The following is a 17768-nucleotide window of genomic DNA, read 5'->3' on the forward strand; positions in this document are numbered from 1 at the left end:
CATGCTGCGCATCAACGGACTGACCAAGGCGTTCGGCGACAACGTCGTGCTCGACGGCATCGACCTCGAGGTGGCCCGCGGTGAGGTCGTGTGCCTCATCGGTGCGTCCGGGTCGGGCAAATCGACCCTGCTGCGGTGCCTCGATCTGCTGGAGGTCACCGACGACGGTGACATCTGGCTCGACGGCCGGGAACTCACCGATCCGGCGATCGATCTCGACCGGGCTCGTCGCGACATCGGGATCGTCTTCCAGGCCTATAACCTGTTCCCGCATCTGAGCGTGCTCGACAATGTCACCATCGGGCCGCGCCGGGTGCTCAAGGAGTCAAAAGCCGACGCCGAGCGGCGCGCGCACGCCTTGCTCGACCGCATCGGACTGAACGGCAAGGCGACGGCGTACCCGGACGCACTCTCGGGCGGTCAGCAACAGCGCGTGGCGCTGATCCGTGCCGTCGCCATGCAGCCCAAGTTGCTGCTGCTCGACGAGGTCACGGCGGCGCTGGACCCGATGCTCGTCGGCGAGGTGCTCGATGTCGTGCGCGATCTGAAGAACGAGGGCCACACGATCGTCATGGCCACGCACGAGATGGCGTTCGCCCGCGAGTGCGCCGACCGCGTGGTGTTCCTCTCCGGAGGCGTGCTGATCGAGGAGGGAACTCCCGAGCGAATCTTCACCGCACCGCAGGACTCGCGAACCCGGGAGTTCCTGGCCCGGTATCTGCCGGCCTGACCGTCAGCGCATCACCCGAGCGAGGAAGTCGCGCGTCGCGGCAAGCGTCTCCTGCGCGGCCTCGAGTCTGAGGTCGAACTGGAACTCGTGCTGGAGGGCCGGTGTGTAGTCGTCGGGCCAGAACAACGCGGTGACGTCCACGCCTGCCGCGGCCAGGCGCTCGGCGAACGCCTTTCCCTGCCGGGTGAGCGGATCGGCATTGCCGCCCGTCACCAGCGTCGGTGGGTACGCGGGACCGACCTGGTCGGCCACCGACGCGTCGTGCACATGCGGTTCGTCGAACGACGAGGTGGCGAAGTAGGCGCGCCCGATGGTGCGGATGAACCAGCCCTCGACGCCGTGGGCGTCCTCGAGCAGCTCCGGCAGCTGCGGGCCGCAGTGCGAGATCACGCCGCGTAGTTGAGGCGCGGCGACGGTGGGATCGATGCCGATGCGGGAGGCGTAGGCGGGATCGGTGATGGCGATCGCGAGCTGTGCGCTGATCTGTGCCCCGGCCGAGTCGCCGGCGAGCACCAGCCGATCGATGTCCACGCGAAGCTCGTCGGCGTGGTCTGTGAGCCAGCTGAGCGCGGCGCCGACCTGCCGCAGCGGCATCGGATAGCGCGCGGCCGGCGCGAGCGCGTAATCGACCGCGACGACGGTGTACCCCTCGGCGGCGATTATCTTGGCGTAGGGCTCGACGTCGGCGGTCGAACCGGCGACCCAGCCGCCACCGTGAACCCAGACGACGGTCGGCAGCGGGCGGTCGGTGCCCGCGGGGAACCACACGTCGAGGCGCTCGGCGGGTCCCGGCCCGTAGGCGAGCTCGCGCCGGCCGTCGACGCCGGGCGGAACGAACGGCTGCAGCGTCGCCACCGTGTGCTCGCCCCCGCGGGTGAAGACCCAGCGGATGAGGGCGGATCCCACCCGCGGGCTGCGCCAGACGGCGACCGCGAGACCAGCGAGACCCATGGTGAGCACAAGGAGGACGCGTCGAAGCACCATGCCCGCAGCGTAGGGCGTGCCCCGCTCCTCATCGCCGCGAGTGGCGCAGATCGGGGACGATGCGCCCCGAAAACACCTCCATACTGCGCCACTCGGTGCTCACTTTGCGCCACTCGGTGAGCTGAGAAGCAACTGGTCGTGACCGCAGAGTCCTGCGACCACGACCAGTTCGAGCGGTCGGACGGCGACTGTCAACGCGGTTCGGTGCCGGGGTCGCGGCGCACGTGCCGCGCATCGGCACCGTCGTCCACGATCTCGTCCTCTCGGACGTAGCGCTCATCGCCTTCGGGGCGAGGGTCGCTCGCGCTGCGCTGGCCGCCCGCTTCCGCCGCACCCGCGGTACCTGCGGTGCCGGTCCGGTCGCCGGCGTCGCGCGGGTGCGCGTCAGGCTGCCCTCCGCGGCGCGCCGTCTGGTCGGTCCCCGCGTCGGGATCGATGTGCTCGGCCTTGCGCAGCTTGTCGGACGCCGACTCGTGCCGGTCGGCGGCGTCGCCGCGCAGCGTCTCGGCCCGGGCCTCGAGTCGCTCGGCCTCGAGTCGCGCCTGGTCCGCGTCCGCACGGGCACTCGTCGCCTCCGCTTCGGTGCGCTGCACGTGAATCCGCTCCTCCTGGGCGGACTGCCGGAGTTCGGCCGCCTTGTCGCGCTTGCGCCGCTCCTCCTCGAGCCGGCGCTGCTCCTTTGCATGGCGAGAACCGCGCATTGCCGCCACGAGTCCGATCAGCAGCAGGACCACCGCCACGGCGATCAGCACCCATACCCACCACTGCACGTCGTTCATGTCGTTCTCCTCTCGGCCAGTCGAGCGCACCCGGTGGTGCCTCGTCCACCCCTAGGTCCTTCGTACCGCACCTGCGCGGTCCGTGCCGGGTGACGAGGTCCGGTCACCAGCGCGAGGAGAATCGATCAGACATTGCGTCGGTATTGGCCTCCGACCTCGAAGAACGCCTCCGTGACCTGCTGCAGTGAGCACACGCGCGCGGCGTCCATGAGCACCGCGAAGACGTTCTCGCCGGACACCGCGGCCTCCTTGAGCCGGGCGAGGGCGACCTCCGCCTCGCTGCGGTGTGCCGCGTGGAAGGCCTCGAGCCGCTCGAGCTGCGAGCGCTTCTCCGCCTCCGTGGCGCGGGCCAACTCCACCGACGGCGGCTCCACGTCCTCGCGCGGCGGGCGGAAGGTGTTGACGCCGATGATCGGCAGCGACCCGTCATGCTTGCGGTGCTCGTACAGCATCGACTCGTCCTGGATGCGGCCGCGCTGATAGCCGGTCTCCATCGCGCCGAGGACACCGCCGCGTTCGCTGATCGCGTCGAACTCTCGCAGCACCGCCTCCTCGACGAGATCGGTCAGCTCGTCGATGATGTAGGAGCCCTGCAGCGGGTTCTCGTTCATCGCCAGACCCCACTCGCGGTTGATGATCAGCTGGATCGCGAGCGCCCGCCGCACCGACTCCTCCGTCGGCGTGGTCACCGCTTCGTCGTACGCGTTCGTGTGGAGGCTGTTGGCGTTGTCGTAGATCGCGATGAGCGCCTGCAGCGTGGTGCGGATGTCGTTGAAGTGCATCTCCTGCGCGTGCAACGACCGGCCCGACGTCTGCACGTGGTACTTGAGCTTCTGGCTTCGCTCGTTGGCCCCGTACTTCTCCTTCATGGCGACCGCCCAGATGCGGCGGGCGACACGGCCGAGCACCGAGTACTCCGGATCCATGCCGTTGCTGAAGAAGAAGGAGAGGTTGGGCGCGAAGTCGTCGACGTCCATCCCGCGGGCGAGGTACGACTCGACGTACGTGAAGCCGTTGGCCAGGGTGAACGCGAGCTGGCTGATGGGGTTCGCCCCGGCCTCGGCGATGTGGTAGCCCGAGATCGAGACCGAGTAGAAGTTGCGCACCCCGTTCTCGATGAACCACTCCTGGATGTCGCCCATCATCTTCAGTGAGAACTCGGTGGAGAACAGGCAGGTGTTCTGGCCCTGGTCCTCCTTGAGGATGTCGGCCTGGACGGTGCCGCGGACGTTCTGCAGAGCGAGGGCCCTCAGCTCGGCGCGCTCCTGATCGTCGGGCTCGCGGCCTTCTCGCTCGCGGAACGCGTCGACCTGCTGGTCGATCGCGGTGTTGAGGAAGAAGGCCAGCACGGTGGGGGCGGGCCCGTTGATCGTCATCGACACGCTCGTGGTGGGTGCCACGAGGTCGAAGCCGTCGTACAGCACCTTCATGTCGTCGAGGGTCGCGACCGAGACCCCCGACGTGCCGACCTTGCCGTAGATGTCCGGGCGCAGGTCGGGGTCGCGGCCGTAGAGGGTGACCGAGTCGAAGGCCGTGGAAAGACGGGTCGCCGGCTGGTCCTCGCTGAGCAGCTTGAAGCGGCGGTTGGTGCGGAACGGGTCGCCCTCGCCGGCGAACATGCGAGCCGGGTCCTCGTTGTCGCGCTTGAACTTGAAGACCCCTGCGGTGAACGGGAAGAAACCCGGCAGGTTCTCGCGCCGCCAGAACCGCACGAGTTCGCCGTGGTCGGTGTAGCGGGGGAGCGCGACGCGCGGGACCTTGGTGCCCGAGAGCGACTCGCGGGTCAGCCGCGTGTGGATCTCCTTGTCGCGGACCACGACGACCTGCTCGTCGCCGGAGTAGTCCGCCACGAGCTGCGGCCACGCGGTCAATTGGTCGCGAACCGTGACCGGGAGCTCGCTCTCGGCTCGCGCAGCCGCGTCGGCGACGGCCGTGTCCTCGGGTAGCTCTGCGGCGACCTGCGCGAAGCGCTGTGCCCGGCTCGCCTGCTGCGCCAGCCGCTCGGTCTCGGCGTGGTAGCCGCGCACGGTCTCGGCGATCTCGGCGAGGTACCGCACCCGATCGGGGGGCATGACGTGGTCCTCGTCGCTGGAGTGGCGGACGCCGACCGCCGGCAGGACACCGGCGCCGATACCGAGGAGGTCGCGCAGATGCTGGTACAGCGCCGTGACGCCGTCGTCGTTGAACGTCGCCGCGGAGGTGCCGAACACGGGCATGTCTTCGGGCTTGGCGCCGAAGGCCTCGCGGTTGCGCACGAGCTGACGGCCGACATCGCGCAGCGCGTCCTTCGCGCCGCGACGCTCGAACTTGTTGATCGCCACGACGTCGGCGAAGTCGAGCATGTCGATCTTCTCCAGCTGCGAGGCGGCGCCGAACTCCGGGGTCATGACGTAGAGCGAATGGTCGACGTAGGGCAGGATGCCGGCGTCGCCCTGCCCGATGCCGGGCGTCTCGACGATCACGAGGTCGTGGCCGGCGGCCTTGAGGACCGCGATGGCGTCGGTCAGCCCGTCGGGCACCTCATGCGCTCCGCGCGTGGCGACCGAACGGAAGAACACGCGGTCGCCGTCGAGCGCGTTCATCCGGATGCGGTCGCCGAGCAGCGCACCACCGCCCTTGCGCCGGGTCGGGTCGACGGCGATCACCGCGACGCGCAGCTTGTCCTGCTGGTCGACGCGCAGCCGCCGGACGAGCTCGTCGGTCAGTGAGCTCTTGCCCGATCCGCCGGTCCCGGTGATGCCGAGGACCGGGGCCGTCGAGGCGTCGGCGGCGGCGCGGATGCGCTCGGCGAGGGCGCCGTCGAGTCGACCGAGCTCGGCCCCGGTGAGGGCGCGGGCCACGGCCGCGCGGTCGCCGGACAGCACCGCCGCGGGGTCGGGACGGCTCGCCTCCCACAGATCGACATCGGTCTCGGCGATGAGTTGATTGATCATCCCGACGAGACCGAGGCGCTGTCCGTCCTCGGGCGAGAAGATGCGGACCCCGACCTCGCGCAGCCGCGCGATCTCCTCGGGAACGATCACGCCGCCGCCGCCCCCGTAGACCTTGACGTGACCGGCGCCACGCGCCGCGAGCGACTCCACCAGGTATTCGAAGTACTCGACGTGCCCGCCCTGGTAGGAGCTCACCGCCACACCCTGCACGTCCTCCTCGAGGGCGGCGTCCACGACCTCGGCGACCGATCGGTTGTGGCCGAGGTGGATCACTTCGGCGCCCTGGCTCTGCAGGATGCGCCGCATGATGTTGATGCTCGCGTCGTGGCCGTCGAAGAGCGCAGACGCGGTGACGAAGCGAACGGGGTGAGTCGGGACGTGCATGGGTAACCTCTCGCCGGATTGCTAGGTCTTAAAATAGTCGGATGACCTACTAAATGGAAGTGGGGGCATCGGCACGGCTAGGCTTCCGCCCATGGCACCGCTGGAGTTCGACCCGATCGAGCGCGCTGGTGAGCTCTGGGAGGAGCGCATCGGTGACGCGACCGCGATGCGTCTCGTCACCTCGCTCATGCGAGCTCAGCAGCTCGTCCTGACCCGGCTCGAGGCGGCGCTCCGCCCGCTCGGCATCACCTTCGCGCGCTACGAGGTGCTGCGGTTGCTCTCGTTCAGTCGCACCGGCTCCTTGCCGCTCAGTCGCATCGGGGAGCGGCTGATGGTGCACCCCACGTCGGTCACGAACGCCATCGACCGGCTGGTGGCGCAGGGGTTGGTCTCCCGCGAAGTCGACGAAGCCGACCGGCGTCGCGTCCTCGCCTCGCTCACGCCGGAGGGGGAGAAGGTGCTCGAGGTGGCCACGGACACCCTGGTGAACCTGGGCTTCGGCGTCGACGCCCTGACCCCCGCGCAGCAACGCGAGGCCTACGCACTGCTGCGGGTTCTACGGTCCGCCGACTGGTCCTGAACGTCGCGCCCTCGTGGGCTAAGCACGCGTTGAGTGTGACGTTTCGCAGGTGAATCGCCCCATTTCTCAGCCCAAACGTCACACTCAGCGCGTTCGCACGTCCAGCATTCGGGTGAGGACGAGGCGCAGCTGTGCCAGTTCGACGTCGGCGTCGAAGCCTTCGTCGCCGCACCGCAGGTAGAGGCCGTCGGTCATCGTCTGCACCCAGGTAGCGGCGTGCGCGGGGTCCCACGCCGGATCGGCCTGACCTGCCTCCTGCAGTCGGCCGATGAGCTCGGCGAGCACCGCGTGCGCGGCGGTGTCGCCCGCCCCCAGAATCTCGCCGACGGCCGGATCCACGGTCACTTGGCCGAGGATCGCGAGCACCATCGCACCGGCCATCGGGTCGCGCAGGTCGGTCGTCGTGCGCTCCACGACGTGCCAGAACGCGCTCAGCGGATCACGCATGTCGACGTCGGCGAGGTCGGCGAGCAGCTGGTCACGGTCGGCTTCGAGGATGGCGTGGAAGATCGCCCGCTTGTCGGTGAAGTAGTGGAAGAGCGTGCCCGACCCCACCCCGGCGCTCATGCAGATGTCCTTGACGGTGGTGCGGTCGTAGCCTTTGCGGGCGAATGCGGTCGCCGCGCCGGCGAGGATCTGTGCGCGGCGGGCGGCGTGGCGTGCCGGGTCAACGGTCCGCATCGCCCTCCTCGGCGCGTTGCTCGCGTTCGAGCCGCTTCTTGCGCCGCTCGAGCTCGCCGACGGCGATCGCGATGGCGACGAGGACCGGCACGACGTACTGCAACCACGACAGGTCGAGATCGGGCAACCAACCGAACCAGTCCCAGTCCGGCAGCACACGGCTGAGCCAGTAGAGGGGGTCGATGTAGCGCAACCAGGACGGTGGCGAGATGTCGGGAAGATCGGGAAGCCACGACCAGTCGATCCGCGGCACGAACTGGCTGAGGAACGCGCTGACCAGCGCCCCCACGCCGAGGATGCCGATCAGGATTCCGCCGATCGAGCTGGCGACGTGGCGCGCCGCGTAGAGCCGGGGATGCGCTTCCTGCAGGTCGTAGCGGCGCCGGGCTTTGGTGCCGGGCGGTGGCACGAACGGCACGACGAGCGGGCGCGCCTCGTCCTCGTCGGCGGGCTTCTCGCGCATCTCGACGCGCCGCACCTCCTTGCGCACGCCGAGATGGACGCGCACGGTCTGCTCGACGTCGTCGACGGGGCCGAGCTCGAAGGTGAGGGCGTCCAGCAGCTCGCCGGTCCGTTCCTCCAGGAGATCGCCGTCGACCTCGACGCGCACGCAGCCGTTGCCGCCATCGTGAACGGAGAGTTCGCGCCGGCGGTCGCGCAGCGTCCACGTCGAGGTCATGGCTCGACATTACTGGAACACGCATTCTATGAAAAGCCTGAGGCGGACGTGATGTGGTCGATTCTGGGTCATCGAGAGGGGACGCGGTGACACGCAAGCGACCGCATCTCGGGCCGGAGGCGCTCGCCGTGCGAGGCGGCGTCGGCCTGCGTAGCGTCGATCGCAACGCCACCGCGAGCAGAGGAAGGACCTCCCATGACGCAGCCGCCGCAGCAACAGCAGCCTCCGGGAACCGAGCAGGAGATGACGCCCAAGCCCGATCACGGGGAGGACAGCTACCAGGGGTCCGGTCGCCTCGAGGGGAAAGTCGCGGTCATCACGGGAGCCGACAGCGGGATCGGCAAGGCCGTCGCGATCGCCTACGCCCGCGAGGGCGCTGACGTCGTCATCAGCTACCTCAACGAGCACGAGGACGCCGAGGAGACCCGTCGCTTCGTCGAGGACGCCGGCCGCCGGGCGGTCGTCATCTCCGGCGACCTCGCGGACCCGGCGCACTGCCGCGAGATCATCCAGAAGACGGTCGACGAGTTCGGCCGGGTCGACGTGCTCGTCAGCAACGCAGCGTTCCAGATGAACCACCCGACGCTCGAGGAGATCCCCGACGAGGAGTGGGACATGACGCTCGCCATCAATCTGAGTGCCTACTTCCACCTCGTGAAGGCGGCCCTGCCCCACATGGCCGAGGGATCGTCGATCATCGGTTCGTCGTCGGTCAACTCCGACATGCCGTCGCCCACGCTGCTGCCGTACGCGGCGACCAAGGCCGCGATCGCCAACATGACCGCCTCGCTCGCGCAGCTGCTCGCCGAGCGCGGGATCCGGGCGAACAGCGTCGCACCCGGACCCGTGTGGACGCCGCTCATCCCGGCCACGATGCCCGAGGAGAAGGTCGAGAGCTTCGGCCAGCAGGTGCCGTTGGAGCGCGCCGGGCAGCCGGCCGAGCTCGCCCCGGTGTACGTCATGCTCGCGTCCGACGAGGCGAGCTACGTCTCGGGTGCTCGCGTCGCGGTGACCGGCGGTAACCCGATCCTCTGAGTCAGCCGCGACGTGCGGGCCCGAATCGCAGCCGGAACGAGCGGATCGCGACCGACACCAGCGGTCGGAAGCCGGTGAGATGGCCGAGCGGTCCGTCCCCGGTGATCGTCCAGTGGGAGCGCGCCGGCGAGATGCGCACGCGGCCGCGCACCGGCGTGGTCAGCGTCCGGCCGTCGCGCCGCTGCGCCACGGTGAAGCGGGCCGGGAACGGTACCGCGAGCCGCCGGCCCCTCCGGAGCGTCGTCGTCGCGATGTCGCGAGCGGCGTAGCGGTCCGGCGTGACCTCGAAGTCCGCGAGGTGCTTGGGGATCGCCCAGAGCGCGCGCCCTCCGTCACGTGAGGCGGGGCTGTCCACCCAGATATGCGTGATGTGCACGAACGGACGTAACCCGCGGCGGACCAGGGTGGCCGCCATGATCTCGCGGTAGGTGAGCGGGCTCGGCGGTTCGTAGACGAATAACGCGAGAGCGACGAGTGCGCGGCCGCCGACCGTGACCGGACGTGTTCCCGGGGGCGCGTGGATGACGGCGCGGTCGGTCAGTCCGGCCGCGACGACGGCGTGCCCGGCGAGGTCCCACGGTTCGGTGGGGAACGTCTTCACATCCATCGGAACTCCTCCGGTCGCACTGCCGCGACCTTCTGTTCGTAGCCGCGGGTGCCGCCGGGCCAGTTGGAGGTGATCCGGCCCGAGATCGGGTGGCGGTACCAGCTCGAGCAGGACGCCCAGGCCGAGCGCTCGAGGGCGTCTTGCACCTCGTCGTCCCAGCGTTCCTCGGCGTCGGGACGCACTTCGACGGCGTGCGCGCCCCGCGCCGCACGGTGATCGAGCACCTGCCGAATGTGCCGGGCCTGGGCCTCGAGCATCGCGATGATCGATCCGCCGCCGAGGTTGGTGTTGGGGCCGTAACTCACGAAGAAATTGGGGAAGCCGGGCACGTGGACGCCCAGATGGGCGCGGGCGCCGTCTTTCCAGAGGTCGTGGAGACGCCCGGCGGGCCCGTGGACGTCGAGCGTGGCGAGGAAGTCCTGCGCGGCGAAACCGGTCGTGAAGCAGAGCGCGTCGACCTCGCACGTCACTCCGTCGGCCGTCTCGATTCCCGTCGGGCTGACCGCCACGAGCGGCGCCGTCACCAGGTGGACGTCGTCGCGGTTCAGCGCGGGGTAGTAGTCGTTGGAGAACAGGATCCGCTTGCAACCGATCGGATAGCGCGGAGTGAGCGCCCGGCGGAGCTCGGGATCGCGCACCCTCGCCCGCAGGTGACCCAGGGCGAGCGCATGGAGGAACCGGGCCATGCCCGAACGCGGGTCGAGGCCGCGGGAGAACTGCTGCGTCACCCAGTCGATGGGATCGCGTTCCCGCGGTGCGTGACGCCGATACCAGCGGGGGAAGCGGCCGTCGGGCTTCGGCAGGATGTAGTTGGGAGTGCGCTGCACGACGACGACATCGCGGGCGACGCCGGCGAGCCGAGGGACGACCTGCACCGCGGTCGCGCCCGAGCCGATCACTGCCACGCGGCGGCCGGACAGGTCGACGTCATGGGCCCACTGCGCCGAGTGGAAGACCGGTCCGTCGAACTCGTCGAGGCCGGGCAGCTCGGGAACCTGCGGCTCGGAGAGCTGGCCGACGGCGCTCACCAAGACGTCGACGTGCTCGGACGTGCCGTCGGCGAACTCCACGGTCCACCCGTCGTCCCAGCGTGCGGCAGTGACCTGGCGGTCGAAGCGGCACCGCTCGGTCACGCCGTAGCGCTGCGCCACCCCGCGCAGGTATGCGTGGATCTCGCCTTGACTGGGGTAGCGGCGGGTCCAACCGTCGTGCGGCGCGAAGGAGTAGGAGTACAGCGACGCGGGTACGTCGCAGGCGGCGCCGGGGTAGGTGTTCTCGCGCCAGACACCGCCGATGTCATCGGCGCGCTCCCACAGGCGGACGTCCTCGTGGCCGTGCTGCAGCAGTTCGATGGCCACGGCGATGCCGCCGAATCCTGTCCCGATGATCCCGATCGAGGTCACCGTGCCTCCTCCGTGACCACGGCGAGCACCGCCGCACAGACCGCATCGCTGACCTCGTCGCGGGTGAGCGTTCCGCGCACGAGCCACTCGCGGCACAAGGCCTTGACGTAGGCGGCGACGGGTCGCAGCCGCGCCCGGCGGTGCGGATCGTCGGGAAGGCACAGGGCGTCGAGGACGAGTCGGGCCGCTCGGTCGTCGGCCTCGTCCACGATCGCCTGGACGTCGGAGTCGCCGTGGAGGTTGGCGGCGCCCGAGGCCGCGACCCAGGCCTGCCCGTACGTCGTCGCGGCGTCGAGGATCCAGTCGATCGTGTGACGCACGCGCTCGGGCATCGGCTGCGCCGACAGGTCGGGCAGCGCCTCGGCCGGCATCATGACCGACTCGCGCATGACCGCGAGGAACAGCTCGCGCTTCGTGCCGAAGTAGTGGTTGATCAGCCCGCGCGTGACTCCCGCGGCCCGCGCCAGTTCGGCGGTGGAGACGTCGTCGTACGGGCGTTGCGCATAGAGGGTGCGCGCCGCGTCGATGAGCGATTGCCGGCGTGAGTCCGGTGCCAAGCGCGTGCGGGCCGAGGTGGACGGCAAGGTCATGCCGGCAGTCTCGTGGACTATTGGCAAAGTGTCAACAAGCGCGTAGGGTCTCGCGCCATGAGCCAGTTCGACTACGACGTCGCGGTCATCGGCTCCGGCTTCGGCGGGAGCGTGACGGCGATGCGGTTGACCGAGAAGGGCTACCGCGTCGCCGTTCTGGAGGCGGGCCGACGCTTCGCCGACGACGAGCTGCCGCGCACCTCCTGGGACATACGGCGCTACCTGTGGGCGCCGTGGGCGCGGTGCTTCGGCATCATGCGCATCACTCTGCTGCGCGACGTGCTCATCGCGAGCGGCGCGGGGGTCGGCGGGGGCTCGCTGGTCTACGCCAACACCCTCTACGAGCCCGGCGAGCCGTTCTACCGGGACCCGCAGTGGGCGGGTATCACCGACTGGCGCGCCGAGCTCGCACCCCACTACGCGCAGGCGCGACGCATGCTCGGCGTGACGACGTACCCGGGCTGGACGACGCCCGATCGGCTGCTGGCGGAGATCGCCGACGAACTGGGCGCCGGCGACACGGTGCACCCCGCCGATGTCGGCGTGCTGTTCGGAGAGCGGCCCGGTGAGGAGGTTCCCGATCCGTTCTTCGGTGGGGTCGGGCCACAGCGTCGCACGTGCACCGAGTGCGGCTCGTGCATGACGGGTTGTCGGGTCGGCGCCAAGAACACGTTGGTCAAGAACTACCTGCACCTGGCCGAGCAGGGCGGCGCGGACGTGCATGCGCTGACCACGGTCACGGACGTGCGTCCGCTCGCCGGTGGCGGGTACCGGGTGCGGACGCGGCACAGCGGTCGGCCGTGGCAGCGGCGCACGCTGCGCGTCGAGCAGGTGGTCTTCGCCGGCAACGCGCTCAATACGCAGACGTTGCTGCACCGTCTGCGACGCCGGTCGCTGCCGCGGCTCTCTTCCCGTATCGGGGTGTTGAGCCGGACAAACTCCGAGGCGGTGCTGACCGCGCGAGCCGGCGATCGCGCGGCGGACCACACCGCGGGGCTGGCGATCACCTCGTCGTTCCACCCCGACGAGCACACCCACGTCGAGCCCGTGCGGTACGGGCCGGGATCGGGTCTCATCGGCCTGCTCAACGCGCACCTCGTCGATCCGGTCGACGGCGTGCGGCGGTGGCGCGCCACCCTACGGCAGTACCGCACGCTCGGGCTGCGCGCGGCGCTGCGGGTGCACCGACCGGGGCGGTGGGCGGAACAGTCGATCGTGCTGTTGACGATGCAGTCGCTCGACAACTCGATCACGACGTTCCTGCGCCGCCGGCCGTGGGGGCTGCGGCTCACCAGCCGGCAGGGGACGGGGGAGCCGAACCCGGAGTGGATCCCGGTGGCGCACCAGGTCGCGCGCCGGCTGGCCGAGAAGGTCGACGGGGTGGCGGGCGGCTCGGTCGCGGACCTCGTCGGCATCCCGATGACGGCGCACTTCATCGGCGGCTGCGCGATCGGCAGCGACCCGGAGTGCGGGGTGATCGACCCGTACCAGCGGGTGTTCGGCTACGAGGGCCTTCACATCGCCGACGGCTCAGCGATCAGCGCCAACCTCGGCGTCAATCCCTCGCTCACGATCGCCGCTCAGGCCGAGCGAGCGATGTCCTTCTGGCCGGTCAAGGGCGAGCGCGACCCGCGCCCGCCTCTCGGCGCCGGCTACGTGCGTCTCGACCCCGTCGCACCGCGCACGCCGCTCGTCCCCGAGCACGCGCCCGCCGTCCTCCACTGGGCCTGATCTCGAGGCGCGCGGATAGCGGGCATCTCGGGGGTCCGGCCGGGGGAATACGAGCGGCTTGAGGAAAGTTGATACGGTTAGACTCAAGTCAGTCGACCTCACAGATTTTCCCGACACTCAGGAGGAACCCATGGCCCGCGCGGTCGGAATCGATCTCGGCACGACCAACTCCGTCGTCGCCGTACTCGAAGGTGGCGAACCCACCGTTATCGCCAACGCCGAGGGCGCCCGCACCACCCCGTCGGTCGTCGCCTTCGCCAAGGACGGCGAGGTACTCGCCGGCGAGGTCGCCAAGCGTCAAGGCGTCACCAACGTCGATCGCACGATCCGTTCGGTCAAGCGCCACATGGGCACGGACTGGACCATCGACATCGACGGCAAGGCGTTCACGCCGCAGCAGATCAGCGCCTTCGTGCTGCAGAAGCTCAAGCGCGACGCCGAGGCCTACCTCGGCGAGCCGGTCACCGATGCGGTCATCACGGTGCCCGCTTACTTCAACGACCACCAGCGGCAGGCGACCAAGGAGGCCGGTGAGATCGCGGGCCTCAACGTCAGCCGCATCATCAACGAGCCCACCGCGGCCGCCTTGGCCTACGGTTTGGACAAGGCCGACGACCAGACGATCCTCGTCTTCGACCTGGGCGGCGGTACCTTCGACGTCTCGCTGCTGGAGATCGGTGACGGCGTCATCGAGGTCAAGGCCACCAGCGGCGACAACCACCTCGGTGGTGACGACTGGGACAACGCCGTCGTCGACTGGATCGTGACCAAGTTCAAGAACAGCACGGGCATCGACCTCACCAAGGACAAGATGGCCATGCCGCGTATCCGCGAGGCGGCCGAGCGCGCCAAGATCGAGCTGTCGAGCTCCTCGAGCACGTCGATCAACCTGCCGTACATCACGGTCGACGCGGACAAGAACCCGCTGTTCCTCGACGAGACGCTGACCCGCGCCGAGTTCGAGAAGATCACCGCCGACCTGCTGGAGCGCACCAAGGCGCCGTTCAACAACGTCATCAAGGACGCGGGCATCTCGATCAACGAGATCGACCACGTCGTGCTCGTCGGTGGGTCGACGCGCATGCCGGCCGTGTCCGAGCTCGTCAAGAAGCTCACCGGCGGCAAGGAGCCCAACAAGGGCGTCAACCCCGACGAGGTCGTCGCCATCGGCGCGAGCCTGCAGGCCGGCGTCCTCAAGGGCGAGGTCAAGGACGTGCTGCTCCTCGACGTCACCCCGCTGAGCCTCGGCATCGAGACCAAGGGCGGCGTGATGACCAAGCTCATCGAGCGCAACACCACGATCCCGACCAAGCGCAGCGAAGTCTTCACGACGGCGGAGGACAACCAGCCGTCCGTGGCGATCCAGGTGTACCAGGGTGAGCGCGAGATGGCCGCCGGCAACCAGCTGCTGGCCACCTTCGAACTCACCGGCCTGCCCCCGGCTCCGCGCGGCGTGCCGCAGATCGAGGTCACCTTCGACATCGACGCCAACGGCATCGTCAACGTTTCGGCCAAGGACCGCGGCACCGGCAAGGAACAGTCGATGACCATCACCGGCGGTTCGGCTCTGTCCAAGGAGGACATCGACCGCATGGTCAAGGACGCCGAACAGTACGCCGAGGAGGACCGCAAGCGCCGTGAGGCGGTCGAGGCCCGCAACCAGGCCGAGGCGCTGGTCCACTCGACCGAGAAGTTCCTCGACGAGAACGGCGACAAGGTCGGCGACGACGTGAAGGCCGAGGTCACGGCCGATCTCGACGCCCTCAAGGAAGCCCTCAAGGGCGAGGACACCGAGGCGATCAACGCCGCGGTGGCCAAGCTCGGCACCTCGAGCTCGAAGATGGGCGAGGCGATGTACGCCGCCGCTGCCGCCGAACAGCAGGCGGCGGACGCCTCCGCGCCCACGAGCGACGCCGACAACGCCGACAACGACGACGATGTCGTCGAGGCCGAGATCGTCGACGAGGACGAGGGTGACACGAAGTGACGCAGCAGCCCGACGACCACGGAGCGGTCGACGAGCCCGTCGAGCAGCCCGACGCCGAGGCCACGCCGGACGCCTCCCCTGACGGGGAGGCTCCGGCCGCCCCGGCCGAGGAGGGGCCCTCGCTCGAGCAGCAGCTCGCCGAGCGCACCGCCGACCTGCAGCGGCTTCAGGCCGAGTACGTCAACTACAAACGTCGCGTCGATCGGGACCGCGAGATGATGCGCGCGCAGGGACGCGAAGACGTGCTGGGCGCCCTGCTCACGGTTCTGGACGACATCGGCCGAGCCGAGGAGCACGGTGAACTGACCGGGGGCTTCAAGGCGGTGGCCGATGCCCTGCGCAGCACCACCTCCAAGTACGGGTTGGAGGCGTTCGGCGCCGAGGGCGAGCCCTTCGACCCCGCCCAGCACGAGGCCGTGTTCCACGCCGGTGAGTCCGCCGACGTCGCGACCACGAGCATCGCGCAGGTCATGCGGATCGGCTACCGCGTCGGCGAGCGGATCCTGCGCCCCGCGACGGTGGGCGTCGTCGACCCCGCCGATCCATCCGCTGACGCCACGGAGTCGGCCGACTCCGCGGAGGACGCACCCAACTGACGGCAGAGAGGAGGGGAACGTCGTGAGCAACCCCAGTGACTGGGCGACCAAGGATTACTACAAGACGCTCGGCGTGAGTAAGGACGCCTCCGCTGCCGAGATCAAGAAGGCGTACCGCAAGCTGGCACGCGACAACCACCCCGACTCGAAGCCGGGCGACAGGGCCGCCGAGGAGCGCTTCAAGGAGGTCTCCGAGGCGTACGGCGTCCTGAGCTCGCCGGAGAAGCGCAAGCAGTACGACGAGCAGCGGTCGCTGTTCGGCCAGTTCAAGAACGGATTCCCGCCCGGGGGCGGCTTCCCCGGCGGTGGCACGGCCGGGGGCACCGAGTTCGATCTCGGTGACCTGCTCGGAGGCATCTTCGGTGGCGGCGGCCGCGGTGGTCGCCGCCGCCCGCCTCAGGCCCGCCGGGGCGAGGACCTCGAGTCCGAGGCGACGATCACGTTCCAGCAGTCGGTCGACGGGGTCACGCTGCCCCTGCGGCTCACGAGCGAGGAGGCGTGCCCGACGTGCCACGGCACGGGCGCCAAGCCCGGCACCGTCCCGCGCGTGTGCCCCAAATGCCAGGGCAGCGGCATGCAGACCGGCACCGCCGGCGGGCTGTTCGCGATGACCGAGCCGTGCGCCCAGTGCGCTGGTCGGGGGCTCATCGTCGAGCACCCCTGCGCCACGTGCCACGGCAACGGCCGGGCGCCGTCGAGCCGCACGATCAACGTGAAGGTGCCGGCCGGCGTCAAGGACGGCCAGCGCATCAAGATCAAGGGCAAGGGTGCCAAGGGCGATGCGGGCGCTCCCGCCGGAGACCTGTATCTGATCGTGCACGTGGAGTCGCATCCGCTGTTCGGCCGCAAGGGCGACGATCTCACCATCACCGTGCCGGTCGCCTTCGACGAGGCGGTGCTCGGCGCCCAGATCAGCGTGCCGACGCTGGATGGGCCGCCGGTCAAGCTCAAGATCCCGGCCGGCACACCCACGGGCCGCACGTTCCGGGCTCGTGGCAAGGGCAGCGTCAAGAAGAATGCGTCGCCAGGCTCGGGGCAGGCGGCCCGGGGTGACCTCCTGGTCACGATCGAGGTGCAGGTACCCGAGCACCTGACCGACGAGCAGCGCGCCGCCGTCGAGGCGTTGCGCGCCGCGCGCGGCAACGCAGATCCCAGGGCCGCCGTGTTCCAGGCGGCCGGCTGAGAGGGTGGTGAACGATGAGCGCATCCGGCTTCGTCCCGCCGGGACCCGAGGCGAAGGTGTTCGTCATCTCCGTCGCGGCCGAACTGTCGGGCCTGCATCCGCAAACGCTCCGCACCTATGACCGCCTCGGCATCGTCGAGGCAGGACGGACGAGCGGCGGCGGCCGGCGCTACTCACTTCGCGATATCGAGCAGTTGCGGGAGGTCGCGCGGCTGACGGCCGAGGGTCTCGGGCTGGAGGGCGTCAAGCGCGTCATCGAGCTGGAGAACCAGGTGGCGGCGCTGCGTGAGCGCGTGGCCGAACTCCAGGCCGAGCTCGTCGCCGCGCAGCAGCCTCAGAATCTCCCCGCCGTCGTCGCCCGCCACCAGATCACGCTCTGGCAGCGGCGCGGCTGAGTTTGCGTCATACGTTCCGTGGCCCGGGGGCCACGAAACGTATGACGTCAGGGAGCCACCTCCGGCGGCTGACCGTCGCCGGGTTGCGGGCCGTAGCGGTTCTCGAGCTCGCGAAGATCGGTCTGTGTCAGGTCGAGCGCTGTTCGCGGGGTGATGCGCTCATCGCCGCGCAGCGCGTGGATGGTCATGGTCGCGTCGGGCTGCCCCTGGCGCAGGATCGCGATGGCGTGGTCGAGGATCTGAGCGGCGTCGGCGCCGTCGTCGATGACGATGCTCCCGATGTAGCCGCGTCCGGCGGTGACACTGTCGACGTAGTCGAGATCGACCGACTGGACGCCCGGCAGCCGGGTGATGTCGGCGTACAGCTGCTCGTCGGCGATGGGGGTGTATGACACGGTCGGCTCCGGAGTCGGTTCGGGGTCCTGCGCACAACCCGTCATCACGATCGAGAGGACCAGGACGAGCACGGCGTGGCGCAACGCTGTCACTGC

17 protein-coding genes are annotated in these 17768 nt (G+C 69.7%); 8 read left to right on the forward strand and 9 right to left on the reverse strand.

All coding sequences use genetic code 11. From position 1 onward, the window contains the following. Position 1 precedes the first annotated feature (1 nt). Positions 2 to 730, forward strand: a complete 729-nt coding sequence (locus D9V41_RS06890; RefSeq protein WP_121793818.1) for an amino acid ABC transporter ATP-binding protein — start codon at positions 2 to 4, stop codon at positions 728 to 730. Between the two features lie 3 nt (positions 731 to 733). Here D9V41_RS06890 and D9V41_RS06895 read toward each other — a convergent pair whose 3' ends face one another. From D9V41_RS06895 to icmF, 3 genes are all read right to left on the reverse strand, one after another. Beyond that, positions 734 to 1714 (reverse strand): alpha/beta hydrolase, encoded by a 981-nt coding sequence (locus D9V41_RS06895; protein WP_121793819.1) that lies wholly within the window; start codon positions 1712 to 1714, stop codon positions 734 to 736. 191 nt (positions 1715 to 1905) lie between these two features. Further along, positions 1906 to 2493 carry a hypothetical protein gene (locus D9V41_RS06900; RefSeq protein ID WP_121793820.1) on the reverse strand — a complete coding sequence of 196 codons (588 nt, stop codon included), beginning with the start codon at positions 2491 to 2493 and terminating at the stop codon, positions 1906 to 1908. 125 nt (positions 2494 to 2618) lie between these two features. Beyond that, positions 2619 to 5810, reverse strand: a complete 3192-nt coding sequence (icmF, locus tag D9V41_RS06905; protein ID WP_121793821.1) for a fused isobutyryl-CoA mutase/GTPase IcmF — start codon at positions 5808 to 5810, stop codon at positions 2619 to 2621. A gap of 91 nt (positions 5811 to 5901) precedes the next feature. On the opposite strand from icmF, the gene D9V41_RS06910 reads away from it, so the two are divergent. Then, positions 5902 to 6390: a MarR family winged helix-turn-helix transcriptional regulator gene (locus D9V41_RS06910; RefSeq protein ID WP_121793822.1), complete on the forward strand. Its 489-nt coding sequence runs from the start codon at positions 5902 to 5904 to the stop codon at positions 6388 to 6390. An 84-nt stretch (positions 6391 to 6474) separates the two neighbouring features. Here the strand turns inward: D9V41_RS06910 and D9V41_RS06915 are convergent, their stop codons facing one another. Both D9V41_RS06915 and D9V41_RS06920 read right to left on the reverse strand, forming a co-directional pair. Next, positions 6475 to 7071, reverse strand: coding sequence for a TetR/AcrR family transcriptional regulator (locus tag D9V41_RS06915; protein ID WP_121793823.1), 597 nt, complete (start codon positions 7069 to 7071; stop codon positions 6475 to 6477). Then, positions 7058 to 7750 (reverse strand): hypothetical protein, encoded by a 693-nt coding sequence (locus D9V41_RS06920; protein WP_121793824.1) that lies wholly within the window; start codon positions 7748 to 7750, stop codon positions 7058 to 7060. Before D9V41_RS06920 ends, D9V41_RS06915 begins: the two co-directional genes overlap by 14 nt. Positions 7751 to 7945: 195 nt before the next feature. On the opposite strand from D9V41_RS06920, the gene D9V41_RS06925 reads away from it, so the two are divergent. Continuing rightward, positions 7946 to 8785 (forward strand): glucose 1-dehydrogenase, encoded by an 840-nt coding sequence (locus D9V41_RS06925; protein ID WP_121793825.1) that lies wholly within the window; start codon positions 7946 to 7948, stop codon positions 8783 to 8785. A 1-nt stretch (position 8786) separates the two neighbouring features. On the opposite strand, the gene D9V41_RS06930 is transcribed toward D9V41_RS06925, so the two are convergent. Genes D9V41_RS06930 through D9V41_RS06940 form a run of 3 tightly spaced genes read right to left on the reverse strand, consistent with a single transcriptional unit; the run spans position 8787 to position 11385 of the window. Next, positions 8787 to 9392 carry an acetoacetate decarboxylase family protein gene (locus D9V41_RS06930; protein WP_121793826.1) on the reverse strand — a complete coding sequence of 202 codons (606 nt, stop codon included), beginning with the start codon at positions 9390 to 9392 and terminating at the stop codon, positions 8787 to 8789. Further along, on the reverse strand, positions 9383 to 10795 hold the full coding sequence (locus tag D9V41_RS06935) for a flavin-containing monooxygenase (RefSeq protein WP_121793827.1): 1413 nt from the start codon (positions 10793 to 10795) through the stop codon (positions 9383 to 9385). The genes D9V41_RS06930 and D9V41_RS06935 overlap by 10 nt, the downstream gene beginning before the upstream one ends. Next, positions 10792 to 11385 (reverse strand): TetR/AcrR family transcriptional regulator, encoded by a 594-nt coding sequence (locus D9V41_RS06940; RefSeq protein WP_121793828.1) that lies wholly within the window; start codon positions 11383 to 11385, stop codon positions 10792 to 10794. Before D9V41_RS06940 ends, D9V41_RS06935 begins: the two co-directional genes overlap by 4 nt. Positions 11386 to 11442: 57 nt before the next feature. On the opposite strand from D9V41_RS06940, the gene D9V41_RS06945 reads away from it, so the two are divergent. From D9V41_RS06945 to D9V41_RS06965, 5 genes are all read left to right on the forward strand, one after another. Continuing rightward, positions 11443 to 13116: an FAD-dependent oxidoreductase gene (locus D9V41_RS06945; protein WP_121793829.1), complete on the forward strand. Its 1674-nt coding sequence runs from the start codon at positions 11443 to 11445 to the stop codon at positions 13114 to 13116. 130 nt (positions 13117 to 13246) lie between these two features. Further along, positions 13247 to 15103, forward strand: coding sequence for a molecular chaperone DnaK (gene dnaK, locus D9V41_RS06950; protein WP_121793830.1), 1857 nt, complete (start codon positions 13247 to 13249; stop codon positions 15101 to 15103). Beyond that, entirely contained in the window at positions 15100 to 15699 is a 600-nt protein-coding gene (gene grpE, locus D9V41_RS06955) for a nucleotide exchange factor GrpE (protein ID WP_121793831.1), read from the forward strand. The genes dnaK and grpE overlap by 4 nt, the downstream gene beginning before the upstream one ends. 22 nt (positions 15700 to 15721) lie before the next feature. After that, positions 15722 to 16882: a molecular chaperone DnaJ gene (gene dnaJ / locus D9V41_RS06960; protein ID WP_121793832.1), complete on the forward strand. Its 1161-nt coding sequence runs from the start codon at positions 15722 to 15724 to the stop codon at positions 16880 to 16882. A 14-nt stretch (positions 16883 to 16896) separates the two neighbouring features. Next, positions 16897 to 17277 (forward strand): heat shock protein transcriptional repressor HspR, encoded by a 381-nt coding sequence (locus D9V41_RS06965; RefSeq protein ID WP_121793833.1) that lies wholly within the window; start codon positions 16897 to 16899, stop codon positions 17275 to 17277. A 47-nt stretch (positions 17278 to 17324) separates the two neighbouring features. On the opposite strand, the gene D9V41_RS06970 is transcribed toward D9V41_RS06965, so the two are convergent. Next, positions 17325 to 17765 carry a hypothetical protein gene (locus D9V41_RS06970; protein ID WP_121793834.1) on the reverse strand — a complete coding sequence of 147 codons (441 nt, stop codon included), beginning with the start codon at positions 17763 to 17765 and terminating at the stop codon, positions 17325 to 17327. Positions 17766 to 17768: the final 3 nt, after the last annotated feature.

The sequence above is a fragment of the Aeromicrobium phragmitis genome, from assembly GCF_003674095.1.
Taxonomy (GTDB): Bacteria; Actinomycetota; Actinomycetes; order Propionibacteriales; family Nocardioidaceae; genus Aeromicrobium; species Aeromicrobium phragmitis.

Bases quoted from the DNA above. Each gene is read 5' to 3' on its own strand.
- D9V41_RS06930 (WP_121793826.1), bottom strand. From the start codon at position 9,392: ATGGATGTGAAGACGTTCCCCACCGAACCGTGGGACCTCGCCGGGCAC.
- D9V41_RS06895 (WP_121793819.1), bottom strand. From the start codon at position 1,714: ATGGTGCTTCGACGCGTCCTCCTTGTGCTCACCATGGGTCTCGCTGGT.
- D9V41_RS06910 (WP_121793822.1), top strand. From the start codon at position 5,902: ATGGCACCGCTGGAGTTCGACCCGATCGAGCGCGCTGGTGAGCTCTGG.
- D9V41_RS06925 (WP_121793825.1), top strand. From the start codon at position 7,946: ATGACGCAGCCGCCGCAGCAACAGCAGCCTCCGGGAACCGAGCAGGAG.
- icmF (WP_121793821.1), bottom strand. From the start codon at position 5,810: ATGCACGTCCCGACTCACCCCGTTCGCTTCGTCACCGCGTCTGCGCTC.
- D9V41_RS06890 (WP_121793818.1), top strand. From the start codon at position 2: ATGCTGCGCATCAACGGACTGACCAAGGCGTTCGGCGACAACGTCGTG.
- D9V41_RS06900 (WP_121793820.1), bottom strand. From the start codon at position 2,493: ATGAACGACGTGCAGTGGTGGGTATGGGTGCTGATCGCCGTGGCGGTG.
- D9V41_RS06915 (WP_121793823.1), bottom strand. From the start codon at position 7,071: ATGCGGACCGTTGACCCGGCACGCCACGCCGCCCGCCGCGCACAGATC.
- D9V41_RS06965 (WP_121793833.1), top strand. From the start codon at position 16,897: ATGAGCGCATCCGGCTTCGTCCCGCCGGGACCCGAGGCGAAGGTGTTC.
- dnaK (WP_121793830.1), top strand. From the start codon at position 13,247: ATGGCCCGCGCGGTCGGAATCGATCTCGGCACGACCAACTCCGTCGTC.
- D9V41_RS06945 (WP_121793829.1), top strand. From the start codon at position 11,443: ATGAGCCAGTTCGACTACGACGTCGCGGTCATCGGCTCCGGCTTCGGC.
- D9V41_RS06940 (WP_121793828.1), bottom strand. From the start codon at position 11,385: ATGACCTTGCCGTCCACCTCGGCCCGCACGCGCTTGGCACCGGACTCA.
- D9V41_RS06920 (WP_121793824.1), bottom strand. From the start codon at position 7,750: ATGACCTCGACGTGGACGCTGCGCGACCGCCGGCGCGAACTCTCCGTT.